Raw genomic sequence first — 17,637 nt, 5'->3', positions numbered from 1 at the left:
ATCTGGCTTCAGCTCTGCTAGAAGGCAGGCGTTTCATCAGGACCGGAGTTCCAACCAGCCATGTCACGCGTCACCATCGCTCTCGTCGCCCTTGCGGGTATCCTTGCTGGCGCCCTGGGCTATGCCACAATCATCCAGCCCGCCCCGCAGACGGACAGCGTGGCTGTGCAGGCCATGATTGATGACGCAATCACCGCCTATGACGCCCAGCGCAGCGCCACCATGGCTGCAGCGCCTGCTCAGGAAGTCGCCACGCTCGACGCCGACATCATCAACCCGATGATCGAATCCTTCCTGATGAGCGATCCAAAAATCCTGCAGCGCGTCTCGGTGGCGCTTGATTCGACACTGCGCGCCGAAGAACGCAGTCAGGCCACCGCCGCCATTGCCACCATGCAGGAAGCGATCTTCAATGACCCCGGTCAGGTTGTGGTCGGCAATCCCGATGGTGATGTGACCCTGGTCGAGTTCTTTGATTACAATTGCGGCTACTGCCGCTCGGCCCTGCCCGACCTGGCCACCCTGCTGGCCGAAGATCCCAATCTGCGCGTGATCTTCAAGGAATTCCCCATTCTCTCCAACGAATCCATCGATGCCGCCCGCATCGCCGTGCTGGTTGGTGATTCTGATGTCGACTACTGGAGCTTCCACGAAGCGCTGTTCACCAGTCGCGGCAAGGTCGACAAGGATGTGGCCCTGGCGGCCGCAGCCGACCTGGGCCTGAGCCCGGTCAGCCTTGAGCTCGATATGGGCACTGACAGCGTCTCCAGGACGATCCAGACGTCCTATGAGATCGCCAAGGCGCTCAACATCACCGGCACCCCGACCTATATCATCGGCAATGAGGTCATTCCGGGCGCCATCGGCGTGGATGAACTGCGCCAGCGTATCGCCAATATGCGCGAATGCGGCGAAACCCAGTGCGATAGCTGATCGGTGATAATCTACCGGGTTCTTTGCGTTTTCGGTGCATTTCGTGTAACCGCGCTTGCTTCAGCACGAAGACCCGGTGCACAAGGCAAAAATTATGGCAAAGCGCGTTCTCGTCCTCAACGGCCCGAACCTCAATCTGCTCGGCACGCGCGAGCCGGATATCTATGGCGCGCAAACGCTCAAGGATATCGAGGCTCTGTGCAAGCAGACAGGCACTGAACAGGGCCTGACAATCGACTTCCGCCAATCCAATCACGAAGGCGAGCTGGTCACCTGGATTCAGGATGCCCGCAAGACCGCCGACGCGATTATCATCAATCCGGCGGCCTATTCCCATACGTCCGTAGCCATCCATGACGCGCTCAAGGCCGTCGGGCTGCCCGTTGCAGAAGTGCATCTGAGCAACATCCACCAGCGCGAAGCCTTCCGGCACCATTCCTATGTGTCGGCTGTGGCGTTCGGTGTCATTTGCGGCTTTGGTGTCACCGGGTATACAATGGCGCTCATGGCGCTCGCCGAAAAACTCAAGTAACGATCAACGCGTAACGCGCGGGAGACCGACAAGAATGACCAAGTCATCGCAAGTGGATCAGGATCTGATCCGAGCCATCGCCGAGCTGCTGAACAAGGAAGATCTCGCCGAGATCGAAATCGAGCAGGAGGACTTCCGGGTCCGTGTCACCCGCTCATACCCCCATGAAGGCGTAACCTACGCAGCGCCGCAGCATTATGCGCCCGCACCCGCGGCAGCGCCTGCCGCCTCGATGGCACCAGCTGGCTCGGTTCCTGCTGCAGCGCCTGCTGCCGCTGAAGATCCCGCTTCCAACCCCGGCACACTGACCTCGCCGATGGTTGGCACCGCCTACACCGCACCAGAGCCAGGCAAGGCGGCATTTGTTTCGGTTGGCGCCAAGGTGACCGAGGGCCAGACGCTGCTCATCATTGAAGCCATGAAGACCATGAACCAGATCCCCGCACATCGCTCGGGCACCGTCACGCGCATCCTGTTCGAGGACGCCCAGCCGGTGGAATACGGCGAGCCACTCGTCGTCATCGAGTAAGGGGAACCCCATGTTCCAAAAGGTCCTGATCGCCAATCGCGGCGAAATCGCATTGCGCATCCTGCGCGCCTGCAAGGAGCTCGGCATCCAGACCGTGGCGGTGCACTCCACCGCTGACGCCAATGCCATGCACGTTCGCCTTGCCGACGAAAGCGTCTGCATTGGGCCGCCGTCCGCCAAGGACAGCTATCTCAACATTCCCTCGATCATGGCTGCCATCGAGATCACCGGCGCCGACGCCGTGCATCCCGGCTATGGATTCCTGTCCGAGAATGCGCGCTTCGCCAAGATCCTGACCGAGCACAAGGTGACCTTCATCGGTCCCTCCAGCCACCATATCGACATCATGGGCGACAAGATCACGGCCAAAAAGACCGCCGTCGAGCTTGGCATTCCCGTGGTTCCCGGCTCGCCCGGCGCGGTTGAAACCGAAGCTGAAGCCAAGCGCATGGCCAAGGAAATTGGCTATCCCGTCCTGATCAAGGCCACCGCTGGCGGTGGTGGTCGCGGCATGAAGCTGGCCAACTCCGAAGACGACGTGTTGACCGCCTGGTCCACCGCACGTTCCGAAGCTGCTGCCGCTTTCGGCAATGGCTCGGTCTACATGGAAAAATACCTCGGCAAGCCGCGCCACATCGAAGTCCAGATACTGGGCGACGGACAGGGCAATGCGGTGCATCTGGGCGTTCGTGACTGCTCGCTGCAGCGCCGCAATCAGAAGGTTTGGGAAGAGGCCGGTGGCCCCACCATCAAGCCGCAGGAACGCGACGAAATCGGCGAAATCTGCGCCGTCGCCATGCGCAAGCTGAAATACTCAGGCGCTGGCACGATCGGATTTCTCTACGAAGACGGTGAGTTCTATTTCATCGAAATGAACACCCGCCTGCAGGTGGAGCATCCGGTCACCGAACGCATCACCGGTATAGACATCGTCTATGAGCAGATTCGCGTCGCGTCGGGCGAGAAGCTGTCCATTACCCAGGACAAGGTCCAGTTCAACGGTCACGCCATTGAAGTGCGCATCAATGCCGAAGACCCACAGACCTTCGCTCCTTCGCCCGGAACGATCACCTTCTACCACCCCGCAGGTGGCGTCGGCATTCGCGTCGATTCGGCGGTTTATCAGGGCTACAAGATCCCGCCCTATTACGACTCGCTCATCGGCAAGCTGATCGTCTACGGTCGCACCCGCGACGAGTGCCTGCAGCGCCTGCGCCGCGCCATTGACGAGTTCGTCATCGACGGCATCAAGACCACGCTGCCGCTGTTCCAGCGTCTGATCAAGGAGCCCGACATTCTTTCGGGCAATTATGACATTCACTGGCTTGAAAAATACCTGGCCGAGAACAAGGTCTGATCTACCAAAGGGGCGCACTGCGCCCCTTTCCTTTAGACCCAAGGTGCGTCATGTCCCGCCCAAACCCGTTCGAACTTGAGATCACCCCTGATTTGATCGTGCGCGCCTATCAGGCGGGCATCTTTCCCATGTCTGAGGACGCTCAGGACGAGAACCTGTTCTGGGTCAGCCCGGAGCAGCGCGGCATCATTCCCCTAGACGGCTTTCGCCTCTCCACCAGCCTGCGCAAGGCAATCCGCAAATCCGGTTTTGTCACCAAGGTCGATACCGATTTCGAAGCTGTAATCGACGCCTGTGCCACAGTGGGCGCAGACCGCGACACGACCTGGATCAACCGCACCATCCGGTCAGTCTATGGCGAGTTGTTCGAACGCGGTGTGGCCCACACGGTTGAGGTCTGGGACGGCGCCGAACTGGTCGGCGGACTTTACGGGCTCGCCATTGGCGGCGCCTTTTCGGGGAATCCATGTTCCACCGCCGTACCAATGCCAGCAAGATCGCCATGGCCCATCTGGTGGATCGGCTCAACACCGGTGGCTACGTGCTGCTCGACACCCAGTTTCTCACCGATCATCTGGAATCGCTGGGCGGCATCGAAATCCCCCGCGAACTTTATGAAGAGCGCCTTGCCGATGCACTCCTGCTGCAGGGCGACTGGTCAGCCATCGACCGAAACTGACCGCCCAACGCGCAACCGACTCGTTACCGATAACGCAGTGGCAGAAACGAAAAAGGCCCCACCAGTTGGCGGGACCTATGGTGTTTTGGGGGCTTGGCGCAACCTAGTGGTTGTCGCGCGGCACGCCCTCACTCTGGGCAATCCGCTGATACTTCTCGGCAGGCTTGAGGATGGCGCCATCACCCAGCTGGCCAACGATACCGCGCTGGATTTCCTGCCATGGGGTCTGATGCTTGGGATACTTATAGCCACCCGAAGCTTCCAGATCGGCACGCCGTGTGGCGATCTCTTCGTCCGAGATCAGAATGTTGGCCTGCCCCTTGTTCAGATCGATCCGAACCTGATCGCCAGTCTTGAGAATGGCCAGATTGCCACCCGCGGCAGCTTCTGGCGAAGCGTTCAGGATCGAGGGTGAGCCGGAGGTGCCGGACTGACGACCATCGCCAATGCAGGCGAGCGCTGTAATACCCTTTTTGATCAGATAGCTGGGTGGCCGCATATTGACCACTTCGGCCGCGCCGGGATAGCCGATCGGACCAGCGCCGCGCATGAACAACAGCGTGTTTTCGTTGATTTCTAGCGCCGGATCATCGATCCGGTGGTGATAATCTTCCGGACCATCAAAGACCACCGCCTTGCCCTCAAACATGCCTGGATGGGCTGGGTTGTTGAGGTAGCGATCGCGGAACTCCGGCGAGATCACGCTGGTCTTCATGATGGCATTGTCGAACAGATTACCACGCAGCACCAGGAAGCCTGCATCCACCTTGAGCGGGTTGTCGAAGTGACGGATGACCTTGTCGTCCTGAATGGTGGTCGCGGCGCAGTTTTCGCCAATGGTCTTGCCGTTGACTGTCGGCGCACCCTCACGGATCAGCCCCTGCCCCATCAACTCATTGACCACCGCCGGCACACCGCCGGCATGATAGAAATCTTCGCCCAGATATTCACCGGCGGGCTGCAGGTTCACCAGCAGCGGCACCTTGTGGCCGTGGGTCTGGAAATCCTGCAACTCGAGCTCAACGCCCATGTGCTTGGCGATGGCCTGAATGTGGATCGGCGCGTTGGTCGAACCACCAATGGCCGAATTGACCACGATGGCGTTGACGAAATTGTCCTTGGTCATGACGTCAGAGGGTTTGAGGTCCTCATGCACCATGTCAACGATCCGCTTGCCGGTGCGATAAGCCATTTCCTGGCGATCACGATAGGGCGCGGGAATTGCCGCCGAACCGGGCAATTGCATGCCCAGCGCTTCCGCCAGCGAATTCATGGTCGAAGCCGTGCCCATGGTGTTGCAGAAGCCGGTCGAGGGGGCCGATGAGGCCACCAGTTCGATGAACTGGGCATAGTCGATTTCGCCGGCGGCCATCATCTGGCGCGCCTTCCACACAATGGTGCCCGAGCCAGTGCGCTCGCCCTTGTGCCAGCCGTTCAGCATGGGGCCGACCGACAGGGCAATCGACGGAATATTGACGGTAGCAGCACCCATCAGCATGGCGGGCGTGGTCTTGTCGCAACCAATGGTCAGCACAACGCCATCAAGTGGATAGCCGTACAGAACTTCAACCAGACCAAGATAGGCCAGATTGCGATCCAGCCCCGCCGTCGGACGCTTGCCGGTTTCCTGAATCGGATGCACCGGAAATTCGATGGCAATACCGCCCGCTTCGCGAATGCCTTCACGCACGCGCTCTGCCAGAACGATGTGATGACGGTTGCAGGGGCTCAAATCCGAACCGGTCTGGGCAATACCGATAATGGGCTTGCCTGACTGCAGCTCTTCACGCGAAACGCCGAAATTCATGTAGCGCTCAAGATAGAGAGCCGTCATGTCCGGGTTCTCTGGATTGTCGAACCAGGCGCGCGAACGCAATTTGTTGCCCGCTGAATCGCCGTTACCTGCCGTCATTTTTGAACTTCCTTGCTGCTCCTCACCGTGCGCACGCAGGCGCCGGGATTTGCCAACGTTCTAGCATGGCTGGACGCGCTGTGAATGGTCTTTGGTAGAAAAAATCATACTTATGCGCAAAGTCCAGAAATCTCGCGAAAATCTGTCGGAACGCTCACACGGACTTACCCGACGACGAGACAGGACGATGCTTCGGAGAGCAGGTTTGACGACGACCGGGCTGGATATTCGGTCTGGCTGAAATGAGATTCAGCCATTAGGGTCGCGCCAAATTTGGGCGACGGAGGGGAATTCGTGACGAATATCGTAGACTGGGTCGCCGTTGATTGGGGCACATCCAACCTGCGAGCATGGGGCATTGCCCCTGATGGCAGCGTGGCGCTGGAGCGGCAATCGGCCAAGGGCATGGGTAAGCTGACTCGCGAGGAATTTCCCGCCGCACTTATCGAGGTGCTTGATGGGGTTACGGCTGCCGGCGGGGGAGCACTGGACGTGCTGATCTGTGGCATGGCCGGCGCGCGTCAGGGCTGGCTCGAGGCCCCTTATCTTGAAGCTCCCACCGATTTGCGCGGTCTGCTGGCCGGCGCTGTCCACCCCACAATGCCTGACGGACGCTTCGCCCCGGCGATTCTGCCCGGCGTTTGCCAAAAGGCGGGCGCTGACAATGTCATGCGCGGCGAAGAGACCCAATTACTCGGTCTTGCGGCTCTTGAGCCCGCCTTTTCCGGCATGGTTTGCATGCCCGGCACCCACTCCAAATGGGCCCGTCTTTCGGGAACCCGCATTGACCACTTCTCAACGGCGATGACCGGCGAAATCTACGAAGTCCTGCGTACCCATTCGGTCCTGCGCCACTCCATGAACGGGGACCTCGACGGTCCCGGCCGAGCGGAGGGCTTTATAGCAGGCGCCCGCGCCGGTCTGGACCACCCCGAACAATTGCTCGGCACCCTGTTTCAGGTACGCGCCGGCGCCCTGCTTTCAAATCGTCAGCCTGACTGGTGCGCTGGCTATCTCTCGGGTCTGCTGATCGGGACTGAAGTCGCCAGCAACCGCCATTTGATCGGCCAGCAGGCAGTGCCATTGATTGGCTCACCCAGCCTGTGCGCCCTTTACGCCCAAGTCCTTGAAATGTTTGGCGCCATCGGGTTGCCGCAGGACACCACCAATGTTGTGCTGGCGGGCCTGAAGGCCGCGCGCAGCTACGCCGCCTAGGAGCCGCTTATGGAACACCGTCACCTCATTGCCATTCTGCGCGGCATCACCCCCAGCGAAACCATCGATGTTTGTGAAGCCCTGATCGAGGCAGGGATCACCATGATCGAGGTCCCGCTCAATTCCCCCGATGCGCTGATCAGTATCGCCATGGCGTCAAATGCGCTGGGCGATATCGCCACCATTGGGGCGGGTACCGTGCTGAGCAAGAAGCAGGTCGCCGCCGTATCCGAGGCAGGCGGCACATTCGTTGTCTCGCCTGACACCAACAAGCAGGTGATCGCAGAAACGATCCGAATGCAGATGTTGTCCTTCCCCGGCGTATTCACGCCCTCCGACGCATTCCGCGCCATCAAGGCGGGTGCCACAGGCCTGAAGTTCTTTCCCGCCGAAGTGCTCGGCCCCAAGGGTATCAAGGCCATGAAGGCCGTGCTGCCGCCGGAAATTCCGCTCTATGCGGTCGGCGGTGCCAATCCCGACAATTTCGATGAGTACTTCGCTGCCGGTTGCTCGGGCTTTGGCCTGGGAACCTATATCTACAAGCCCGGCATGGACGCAGCCCAGGTTAGCGAACGCGCAAATGCAGCGGTTGCCGCCTATGATGCGGGGTTCCCCGAATGAGCCAGACGGCCCGCCTTCTCATCGACACCCAGTGCACCCTCGGTGAGGGCCCGCTCTGGCATCCCGGACGCCAGGAACTGTTCTTTTTTGATATCAAGGAAGACACCCTGTACGCGGCCAATGCTGCCGGTGAAATCACCAATCAGTGGCTGTTCAACGAAGTGGTCGCTGCGGCCGCCATTGTTGACGACAACACCCTGGTGCTGGCCGCTGAAACCGGACTCAAGGGTTTTGACATCACCATGGGCGGCATCGCGCCGATTGTCGGCATCGAAGCCAGCAATGGCGAGACCCGCACCAATGATAGCCGCGTGCATCCCTCTGGCGCCTTCTGGATCGGCACCATGGGCAAGAACGAAGAAACGCCTATCGGCGCCGTCTATCACTATCGTGACGGCACGCTGAGCACGCTCAAGTCCAATATCAGCATTCCAAATGCCACCTGCTTCTCGCCCGATGGCACCATTGCCTACTGGTCCGACACCCCGACCCGCCAGATCATGCAATGCGCCACTGATCCGGCAACCGGCATGCCGATTGGCGAGTGGACATTGTTTGCCGATGTATCGGACCATCGCGGCTCCCCTGACGGCGCGGTCGTGGATAGCGAAGGCTACCTCTGGAACGCGCGTTGGGGCGGCAATTGTGTCGTCCGCCACGCACCCGATGGATCAATCGATCGGATCGTTGAACTCCCCGTCAGTCAGGTGACCTGCCCTGCCTTTGGTGGAGCTGACCTCAAGACCATGTTCATCACCACCGCCAATACCGGACTGAGCCCAGAACAGAGGGCCAATGAACCACACGCCGGCAGTGTCTTTGCTGTCGACGTCGACGTCGCCGGTCAGGCCGAAACCCCAATCAAACTCTGAGAACTCCGTCATGATCAATCCAGCCCTGGGCGTTTGCTACTATCCAGAACACTGGTCCGAGGAGGTCTGGGAGCAGGATGCAGCGCGCATGGCTGAGGTCGGCATCGCCTATGTCCGGATAGGCGAGTTCGCCTGGTCAAAACTCGAACCCACGCCGGGGTATCTGCAGTTCGATTGGATCATCCGCTCCATGGATGTGCTGGGACGCCACGGGCTCAAGGTCATTTTCTGCACACCCACTGCCACCCCACCACGCTGGATGGTCGACAAGCACCCCGACATGCTCGCTGTCGACGCCAATGGCCGCCAGAAAGGTTTTGGCTCGCGCCGCCACTACGATTTCTCGCATCGTGGCTATCGCGAAGAATCCGCCCGCATCACGCAGTTGCTGGCCGATGCCGTCGCCGGCCATCCCGCGCTGGGCGGCTGGCAGACCGACAATGAATATGGCTGCCACGGCACCACCTATTCCTATTCGCCCGCCGCAAAGGCTGGGTTTCAGCGCTGGCTGGCCGAAAAATACGGCACGGTCGAAGCCTTGAACGAGGCATGGGGCAATGTGTTCTGGTCCATGGAATACAACCGCTTCGATCAGGTCGAACTCCCCAATCTTCTGGTCTGCGAACCAGCGCCCGCCCATGACCTGGACTATCGGCGCTACGCATCAGATCAGGTCGCCGCCTTCAACAAGGTGCAGTACGACATCCTCAAAGCCAAGCGCCCCGACCTGCCGGTCATCCATAACTTCATGGGCCGCTATACCGAATTCGACCACTATGACGTTGCCAAATCCCTTGATGTGGCGGCCTGGGACGCTTACCCGATTGGCCATCTCGCTGTTAGCACCGAGCCCGAAGAGGTCAAGCGCCAGTATCTGCGCCAGGGTGAACCCGACTATCAGGCATTCCACCACGATCTCTACCGCACCGTTGGTCACGGCCGCTGGTGGATCATGGAACAGCAGCCCGGTCCGGTGAACTGGGCCGATTTCAATCCCGATCCCTTGCCCGGCATGGCGCGTCTCTGGGCGTGGGAAGCCTTTGCCCATGGCGCGGAGGTTGTTTCCTATTTCCGCTGGCGCCAGGCACCCTTTGCGCAGGAACAGATGCATGCCGGCCTCTTGCGCCCCGACAGCGAACCTGCTCCCGCTTACCATGAAGCCCTTCAGGTCGCGCAGGAACTCAAGTCGATCGGCATTACGGGCGCCGCCAGCAAGGGACGCGTCGGCCTCGTATATGACTATCAGAGCGAATGGGCCTGGGACGTTCAACCGCAGGCCAAGGGCTTCACGCATGGCGCCCATGTGCGGGCGCTCTATGCGGCCTTCCGCCGTCACGGGCTGGATATCGATATTCTACCACCCAGCACCACTAGCTTTGCCGGCTACGACATTATTGCTATCCCGGCACTGTTTGCCTGGAATGACGAGCTGCGCACGGCAATCAGCGAATTTGATGGCCACCTGCTGATCGGTCCGCGCTCTGGCTCCAAGACGCAGAATTTCGCCATCCCGCCCAGGCTGGCGCCGGATCTGCCAAGCAATCTGCTCGACCTCAAGGTGCTGCGCATCGACAGTATTGATCCGTCGCTCGAAATCGAGGTCAAAGGTAGCGGCTCGGTCCACCACTGGCGCGAACGCATCGAGACCAAGGCCAATGTGGTCATCGAGGACACCGAAGGTTGGCCGGTTCTGGTCAATCAGGGCAAGCTCTATTATCTGGGCGGCACCGGCACCAAGGCACTCGTCCATCGCGTGGTCGACTATCTGATCGCCGAGGCCGATCTGGTGACATTGAACCTGCCAGCGGGCGTGCGCTGCCGCACGCGCGACGGCCTGCGTGTCTACGTCAACTACAATGCTGGCCCAGCCACCCTGACACCTGCACATGACGAAGCCGGATACGTGCTTGGCACCGCCGAGATTCCTGCAGCTGGCGTTACTATCGCGCGACTCGCCACGGCCGGTTGAGGTTGGGAATGGCGGTGCGGAGGTCAAACCGCGCCGCCGAACCATCCCAGCGCAGCCACTGCACGCCCCGGGCCTGCAGGTCTTCACTGTCGATTACCAGGCTTCCTTTGCAGGTAACCGGCGCGCGCAGACGAGCGACCACCAAATCATGCAGCCCGCAATCTTCAGCAAAAGCGGCGGCATTTTTGATCACGGCGATAGAGAATTCCAGGGTACGCGCGATGCACCCCAATCTGTCGCAGCGGGCTCCTTCGAAAGTGTCAGCGATCTCCTCCTGGTAGTGATCGCTCCAAACATTGACCGCAAAACTGCCGCCACGCCCCGTCACCAGTCCCATCGCTTCGCCTTGTCGAACCGCCACTGCCTGGGTGGTGTCGGCAATCAGCACATCGGGACGGTGGTCCAGCCCAAACAGCAGCACCAACGGCACCGCCAGCAGCGGGCCAGCCAAGCGCCAGCGATTGGGCAAAAAGGCAAACCACGCCAAGGCCGCCAGACCGATGATCAGGGCCCAAACGGTCAGCAATGGGTTACCCGTTAGTCCGGCGCTCCAACCCGCCACCAGAACAGCACCATCGACCATCCGGTCGATGCCCCAGCCCATGATGGCGACAAAGGGCTTCTCGATGCCCAATGGCATCGCCAGCACGGACAACACCCCGAAGGGCATGATGATCAGGCTGACGACAGGCAGCACCAACACATTGCCTACCACGCTGAGGGGTGCGGTCTGCTGGAAATGATATGCGGAAAACAGCAGCGTCGCCGTACCGGCGATCAGGCTCGTAGCCGCCGCAGCCCATAACGATCCGCCCATGCGAGCAATCCAGTTGCGATTACCCCTTGGGGCAGATCGCGGCATCTCGTAGATACCGATCAAGGCCACCACAGCGGCAAATGACAGCTGGAAACTGGCCCGGAACACGCTGGCTGGATCAATCACCATGATCGCAAGGGCCGCAATGGCAACATTGCGCATTGTCAGCGCCCGGCGCCCGGCCAGAACCGCACCAAAGATCAGGCCCAGCATCATGGTTGAACGCAGGGCCGGGATATTCCCCACGCCACCGGCCAGCAGCAGATATCCCCCTGCCGCGATCAGCCCGGTCACTGCCGCTACCTTCTTGACCGGCCAGCGATTGGCGACAGGCGGAATGGCGGCAAGCAGCCAGCGCATCAGCCAGAACACGCCACCCGCAACAATCGATAGATGCAGCCCGGATATCGAATAGATATGGGCCAGCCCTGACTGCGCCATCACCTCGCGGGTTTCATCGGTGATCTCGCTTTGATCGCCCACCACCATGGCCCGCCCAATGGCGGCTGAAGCACCATCAAGCTCACCGGCGATACGAGCACCAATCCCCATGCGCAATTGCTCAACCACGCGCCCCGGGTCGAACTGCGCACCCGACCCGGTTTTGGAAAAACCGCTGGTTACAATGCCATAGGCACCAACACCGGCGAAGTAGGCGTGAAACTGTCCATCAAAGCTACCGGGAAGAACGGGACCGGGAACCGGTGCCAAGCGAACTTTGGCCGCAATCGTGTCGCCCGGCGCCAGCGGCGGCGTGGGTGGCGTGACCAACCGTGCCCGGACAATCGGCAGTGCTCGGGCGCCATCGAGCGGGGTCAGGTCCGAAATGATGATGCGGCGCGTACTTTCAGTGGCCGAAACAATGGCATCGACCCGTGCCGAATACGCCCCATAAGCCGGATAGCGCAGCATTTCGGTGCCGAACCAGAACCCATGTAGTGGCAATAGGCAGACCCCGGCCCAAAACGCGGCCAGCAGGCCCATCAGCGGCAGGATAGTCGACGCACGCAGTGCTACGACCAATGCCAGGACGGCCAGCCCGACGGCGACCAACGCCCAGCTTTGCGGTTCAACGGGAAGACTGGCATACGCAATCAGCCCCGCCAGCATTGCAAAGGGCAACAGGATGAACAACCGCCGCGCCGATACAGCGTCCCTGACTTGCGTCACAGCCGCAGAGAAGGGAGCGGTTCGTCCAGTCTGACGACCCCGTCCGGGCAGGACTGCAGGCATAGGGGATGCGGGTGAGACCCGTCTCATATCGTCGATTTCGCGATCGAGAGTTTCGCCCCGCTGCACCGGCCCTGCCCCCGCCCTTGCGCTCGTGCCCCTCTATGCTACACACGGCTCTCAATCTCTCCAAGCACTCCGGTCTCATGTCCCAGGTCGTCACCCGTTTCGCCCCTTCGCCCACTGGTTATCTGCACATTGGCGGCGCCCGCACGGCGCTGTTCAGCTGGGCATTCGCCAAAAACCAGGGCGGCAAGATGCTGCTGCGTATCGAAGATACGGACCGCGAACGCTCTACTGATGCGGCTGTGGTTGCCTTGATCGATGGCCTCAAATGGCTGGGTCTGGATTGGGAAGGCGACCCGATCAGCCAGTTCGCACGCGCCGACCGTCACGCCGAAGTGGCGCGCCAGTTGGTTGAACTGGGCCATGCCTACTACTGCTATTGCTCATCAGCCGAGCTAGACCAGATGCGTGAAGAGGCCCGTGCCGCCGGCAAGCCGCCACGCTATAACGGTTACTGGCGCGATCGCGACCAGAGCGAAGCTCCCGAGGGGGTTGCCCCGGTGATCCGCATCAAGGCGCCGCTGAGCGGCGACATCGCCGTCAACGACCATGTGCAGGGCCAGGTCGTATTCAAGGCCGAGAACCTGGATGATTTCATCATCATGCGCTCTGACGGCACGCCCACCTATATGCACGCCGTGGTGGTCGATGATCACGATATGGGCGTCACCCACATTATCCGTGGCGACGATCACCTGACTAATGCTGCCCGCCAGATTATCATCTACAACGCCATGGGCTGGCCCGTGCCGGAGATGGCCCATATCCCGTTGATCCACGGTCCTGACGGCGCCAAGCTCTCCAAGCGTCATGGCGCTCTGGGCGTAGAAGCCTACCGCCAGATGGGATACTTGCCTGAAGCCCTGCGCAACTATCTGGCCCGTCTCGGCTGGAGCCATGGCGACGACGAGTTCTTCAGCACCGACCAGATGGTCGAGTGGTTTGCGCTGGACGGCCTCAACAAGGGCGCCGCACGCTTCGACTTCGTAAAGCTAGAGAACATCAACGGCCATTACATCCGCGAAGCAACGCCGGAATATCTCTACGACGTCATGCTGGCAACGGCCCGGGAAGTTGGCCGCACTGCTGACGCCGAGGGACTCTCGGCCAACCGGGACACCGCCCTCAGCGCCCTACCCGAATTGCAGCCACGCGCCAAAACCGTGTTGGAACTCATCGATCTGGCCCAGTTCATCTACGCGTCACGTCCGCTTGCTATTGATGAAAAGGCGTCAGCGCTGCTGACACCGGAATCGCGCATCGTGCTTGGCGACATGGCCGAAATGCTGCACGGTCTCAATGAATGGTCGGTGCCTGCCATCGACGCTGCCATGCGCACCCTGGCCGAGGCCAAGGGCCTCAAGCTGGGCAAACTGGCACAGCCATTGCGGGCTGCGCTGACCGGACGCACTGTCTCACCAGGCATCTTTGAGGTTATGGTGCTGATCGGTCGCGACGAAGCAATGGCGCGCCTTCAGGATCAAATCAGCGCTGTCTAGTGCTAATAGCAGGGTAAGCCTTGCTTACCCATCAGTTGCCTCAGGACAGCAAAAGCTGATACCTGTCCGGTAATTATGTGACTGCCACATACACGGCCCCGACCCTACCGAAATCCCTTTCCAATTGGGGTTCCGGGGCCTTCGAGGAGAGCTAAATGACCGATAAAGTCGCCAAACTCGTCATCGGGGATCAGACCCACGAATTCCCGCTTCTGTCTGGCACCGTTGGTCCGGATGTCATCGACATCCGCACCTTATACGCCAAGACCGGCATGTTTACGTACGACCCGGGGTTTACCTCCACGGCGGCCTGTGACAGTGCCATCACCTATATCGATGGTGACAAGGGCCAGTTGCTCTACCGCGGCTATCCCATTGATCAGCTCTCGGAAAACGCTTCGTACATAGAAGTCTGCTATCTGCTGCTCTACGGCGAACTGCCCAACAAGACCCAACTGGTCGAGTTCGATGAACTGGTGACACGTCACACCATGGTGCATGAGCAGATGCACTACTTCTACCGTGGCTTCCGCCGCGATGCCCATCCAATGGCCATCATGACCGGTGTGGTCGGCGCCATGGCAGCGTTCTACCATGACTCCACCGACATCACCGATCCGCAGCAGCGCGAGATCGCCTCGATCCGCATGATCGCCAAGATGCCAACGATCGCGGCCATGGCCTACAAATACTCGGTCGGCCAGCCCTTCGTGTATCCACGCAACGATCTCGATTACGCGTCGAACTTCCTGCACATGTGCTTTTCGGTTCCCGCCGAGAATTATGAGGTGAACCCGACCATTGCCAAGGCAATGGACCTGATTTTCACCCTGCATGCAGACCACGAGCAGAACGCCTCGACGTCGACAGTGCGCCTGGCTGGTTCGTCCGACGCCAACCCATTCGCCTGTATCGCAGCCGGTGTGGCTTGCCTGTGGGGCCCTGCCCATGGCGGCGCCAACGAAGCTGCGCTCAACATGCTCAAGGAAATCGGCACCGTCGATCGCATTCCTGAGTTCATTGCCCGCGCCAAGGACAAGAGCGATCCGTTCAAGCTGATGGGCTTTGGCCATCGCGTCTACAAGAACTTCGATCCCCGCGCGACCGTGATGCAGAAGACTGCCAAGGAGGTCCTTGACCTGCTCGGCGTGCACAACAATCCCACGCTGCAGGTGGCGCAGGAACTCGAGAAGATCGCGCTTGAAGATCCATACTTCATCGAGCGCAAGCTCTACCCGAATGTGGACTTCTACTCGGGCATCATCCTTGAAGCGATTGGCTTCCCGACGTCGATGTTCACCGTGCTGTTCTCTGTCGCCCGCACCGTCGGCTGGATTTCCCAGTGGAAGGAAATGATCGGCGATCCGCAGAAGAAGATTGGTCGCCCACGCCAGCTTTATGATGGCTCGCCAGCCCGCGACTACAAGCAGGTCGACGCCCGCTAAGCGGCAGACCAATAGCTCAGGATCCGGTCCGCTGGATCCTGACGGGGAAAGTCGGCGCTGCCCGCCACCATCAATTCGACAAGCTCGCCAAAGGCCAATATCTGGTCCTGGCGGGCTTTTTTGTTGTCCAGCAATGCGCACAGACTGGCAACGATGGCGTCTGCGTCCGGCTTGGCCTGCACCAGTTCGCTGACTTCGGGGCGATCCAGAATGATGTTGGGCAGAGAAATTATGGGGCGTCCCAGCTTGTCGAAGACCCGCGCTTGGTGCCCATCCATCACATAGCTCACCACCATTGGCACGCGGGCCAATGCCAGTTCCAGCGTTGCCGTGCCAGCCACTGACAGCGCCGCAACAGCCCGCCCGTATAGGGCCCGGCGATCGCCACGCTGATCGATCACAGCCACTGGCACAGGCCAGTCAGCAACTTCGGCTTGAATGCGCACTGCCAGTGATGGCAGCGTCGGGATCACTACACCATCAATGACGGGGTGCTCGGCCAGTTGCGCCACAACGGACCGAAATAGCGGCAAATGTCGACGCAACTCACCCTCGCGGCTCCCTGGCAACAACACCAGCGGTCCCTTCTCGGCCCCATCAGACTGTTCCAGCCTTTCGGCGAGAGCCGGATGCCCCACATAGCTGGTGAGCGGGCCGCCCAGGCTCCGCATGACCGCAGGCTCAAATGGCAGCACCGCGAGAACTTCGTCGAACAGCGGCTCGAGCTTGGCGGCCCGTTCAGGCGCCCGCGCCCAAACTGACGGCGCGACATAGAGGATGACCGTCCCCGCATAGCCGAGCGCCTTCAGGCGCTTGGCCACCAGTTTGGAGAAATCCTGCGCGTCAACCAGCACAACAATGTCCGGCTTGTCGGCCCGAATGGCGCGCGCGGTCTGCTCAACCCGCCACAGCAGCAGCGGTAGTCGGCGCAACACATCACTGATGCCCATCACCGACAGATCGCTCATGGGGTAAAGTGATTGAAGCCCCAGAGCGCTGAGTTCGTCACCGCCTACACCGGCAAGGGCCAGCGGCACACGCTGCTGCAGCCGCGCCACCAGATCGGCCGCAATCCGATCGCCCGATGGTTCACCCGCCAAAATGAAAAGCTTGAGCGGCTCATCCATGGTCAAGAGCCATCCCCAGGACCACCACGCCGTGCTGCTTGGCGGCGGCCTGAAGCGCAGCGCGCTCCAACACCAGACTATGCCCAGCCTCGACCGCAATTGCCGCGATGCCGGCCGCGGCACAGCCAGTAACAGTCTGCGGCCCGACGGCCGGCAAATCGACGAAGCCGGCCTGTTGTGGCTGCATGGCCTTGGCCAGGATCAGCGGGGTACTGCCATTGCCAGCCAGCCCGCGCGCGCGCAGTGCACCGACGCGTTCGATCAGGGCATCGGTGCCACCAATGTCTTCAACGGCAATGATCCGGCGCCCTGACGTCACCGCCGCCTGTCCGATATCGAGCATTCCGATGGCCCGCGCTGTTTCCAATGCGAATAAAGCGGCGGCGTGATCGTCAAATCCAGCGCCGGCAATGACGCCCTCACCAGCAAGCAGATCTGGGGACAATTCATGCACCCCGATCATGTCGGCACCGGTCATTTTCTTGAGTACTTTTGCCAACGCGCCCAGCGCGGCATCACCAACTGGCGCTTCGGCCACCACGTTGCCGGTATCGGCATTGCCATTGGCAAACCGGATCAGTCCCTCACGCGCCTTGTCTGGCAAGTGGATGCCACCGGCCATGGCAATTTGCGTGGTACGAAATACCTTCAGCGACCAGATGATGCCAAGCGGGTTGTCGAGATCAACGTTGATCATCTTGACGCCCGGGATTGCGTCGCGCGGCGCCAGGGTCAGCACCTGCACCTTGTAGCCGCCGCTCAATGCTGCCTCGACAATGTGGGGAACGAGAGCCCCGGTCCCCGCAAAGATCGAGAGCCGTCCCGCCACCTTGT

The 17,637-nt window shown here is 60.6% G+C and carries 14 protein-coding genes and 1 pseudogene; 11 read left to right on the top strand and 4 right to left on the bottom strand.

The features are described from left to right. Nucleotides 1–60: 60 nt before the first annotated feature. The 5 genes and pseudogenes from AC0L37_RS07465 to aat all read left to right on the top strand — a co-directional run bounded on the left by AC0L37_RS07465 (nt 61) and on the right by aat (nt 4,030). Nucleotides 61–933, top strand: coding sequence for a DsbA family protein (locus AC0L37_RS07465; protein WP_212657764.1), 873 nt, complete (start codon nt 61–63; stop codon nt 931–933). A gap of 94 nt (nt 934–1,027) precedes the next feature. After that, the gene (aroQ, locus tag AC0L37_RS07460) at nt 1,028–1,465 is read left to right on the top strand and encodes a type II 3-dehydroquinate dehydratase (RefSeq protein WP_212657763.1); all 438 of its coding nucleotides are present in this window, start codon (nt 1,028–1,030) and stop codon (nt 1,463–1,465) included. Between the two features lie 34 nt (nt 1,466–1,499). After that, on the top strand, nt 1,500–1,994 hold the full coding sequence (accB, locus tag AC0L37_RS07455) for an acetyl-CoA carboxylase biotin carboxyl carrier protein (protein ID WP_473314896.1): 495 nt from the start codon (nt 1,500–1,502) through the stop codon (nt 1,992–1,994). Between the two features lie 10 nt (nt 1,995–2,004). Further along, complete coding sequence (gene accC / locus AC0L37_RS07450) at nt 2,005–3,351, top strand: acetyl-CoA carboxylase biotin carboxylase subunit (protein ID WP_473314894.1); 1,347 nt, start codon at nt 2,005–2,007, stop codon at nt 3,349–3,351. A gap of 50 nt (nt 3,352–3,401) precedes the next feature. Next, nucleotides 3,402–4,030 (top strand): annotated as a pseudogene (aat, locus tag AC0L37_RS07445) (leucyl/phenylalanyl-tRNA--protein transferase). Between the two features lie 103 nt (nt 4,031–4,133). Here the strand turns inward: aat and AC0L37_RS07440 are convergent. Beyond that, entirely contained in the window at nt 4,134–5,942 is a 1,809-nt protein-coding gene (locus AC0L37_RS07440) for an IlvD/Edd family dehydratase (RefSeq protein WP_282221566.1), read from the bottom strand. A gap of 294 nt (nt 5,943–6,236) precedes the next feature. Between AC0L37_RS07440 and AC0L37_RS07435 the strand changes: the two genes are divergently transcribed. Genes AC0L37_RS07435 through AC0L37_RS07420 form a run of 4 tightly spaced genes read left to right on the top strand, consistent with a single transcriptional unit; the run spans nt 6,237 to nt 10,619 of the window. After that, the gene (locus AC0L37_RS07435; protein WP_282221567.1) at nt 6,237–7,157 is read left to right on the top strand and encodes a 2-dehydro-3-deoxygalactonokinase; all 921 of its coding nucleotides are present in this window, start codon (nt 6,237–6,239) and stop codon (nt 7,155–7,157) included. 9 nt (nt 7,158–7,166) lie between these two features. Next, nucleotides 7,167–7,778: a 2-dehydro-3-deoxy-6-phosphogalactonate aldolase gene (locus AC0L37_RS07430; protein WP_282221568.1), complete on the top strand. Its 612-nt coding sequence runs from the start codon at nt 7,167–7,169 to the stop codon at nt 7,776–7,778. Continuing rightward, the gene (locus AC0L37_RS07425; RefSeq protein WP_282221569.1) at nt 7,775–8,650 is read left to right on the top strand and encodes an SMP-30/gluconolactonase/LRE family protein; all 876 of its coding nucleotides are present in this window, start codon (nt 7,775–7,777) and stop codon (nt 8,648–8,650) included. The genes AC0L37_RS07430 and AC0L37_RS07425 overlap by 4 nt, the downstream gene beginning before the upstream one ends. A gap of 10 nt (nt 8,651–8,660) precedes the next feature. After that, nucleotides 8,661–10,619, top strand: coding sequence for a beta-galactosidase (locus AC0L37_RS07420; protein WP_282221570.1), 1,959 nt, complete (start codon nt 8,661–8,663; stop codon nt 10,617–10,619). Here the strand turns inward: AC0L37_RS07420 and AC0L37_RS07415 are convergent. Beyond that, nucleotides 10,591–12,570, bottom strand: coding sequence for a ComEC/Rec2 family competence protein (locus AC0L37_RS07415; protein WP_282221571.1), 1,980 nt, complete (start codon nt 12,568–12,570; stop codon nt 10,591–10,593). The two genes, AC0L37_RS07420 and AC0L37_RS07415, sit on opposite strands and share 29 nt — an antisense overlap. A 242-nt stretch (nt 12,571–12,812) precedes the next feature. On the opposite strand from AC0L37_RS07415, the gene gltX reads away from it, so the two are divergent. Both gltX and gltA read left to right on the top strand, forming a co-directional pair. Beyond that, nucleotides 12,813–14,231, top strand: a complete 1,419-nt coding sequence (gene gltX, locus AC0L37_RS07410; protein WP_427857037.1) for a glutamate--tRNA ligase — start codon at nt 12,813–12,815, stop codon at nt 14,229–14,231. 155 nt (nt 14,232–14,386) lie between these two features. Beyond that, on the top strand, nt 14,387–15,676 hold the full coding sequence (gene gltA / locus AC0L37_RS07405) for a citrate synthase (protein WP_212657752.1): 1,290 nt from the start codon (nt 14,387–14,389) through the stop codon (nt 15,674–15,676). Here the strand turns inward: gltA and AC0L37_RS07400 are convergent. Both AC0L37_RS07400 and lpxI read right to left on the bottom strand, forming a co-directional pair. After that, a complete protein-coding gene (locus AC0L37_RS07400; RefSeq protein WP_282223006.1) occupies nt 15,673–16,803 on the bottom strand; it encodes a lipid-A-disaccharide synthase in 1,131 nt (376 codons plus the stop codon). The two genes, gltA and AC0L37_RS07400, sit on opposite strands and share 4 nt — an antisense overlap. Then, on the bottom strand, nt 16,796–17,632 hold the full coding sequence (gene lpxI / locus AC0L37_RS07395; RefSeq protein ID WP_282221572.1) for a UDP-2,3-diacylglucosamine diphosphatase LpxI domain-containing protein: 837 nt from the start codon (nt 17,630–17,632) through the stop codon (nt 16,796–16,798). The genes AC0L37_RS07400 and lpxI overlap by 8 nt, the downstream gene beginning before the upstream one ends. Between the last annotated feature and the right edge of the window lie 5 nt (nt 17,633–17,637).

It is taken from the genome of Devosia sp. J2-20 (genome assembly GCF_055808475.1).
The sequence above is the reverse complement of the archived record's forward strand: the minus strand, read 5'-3'. Positions and strand labels throughout refer to the sequence as shown.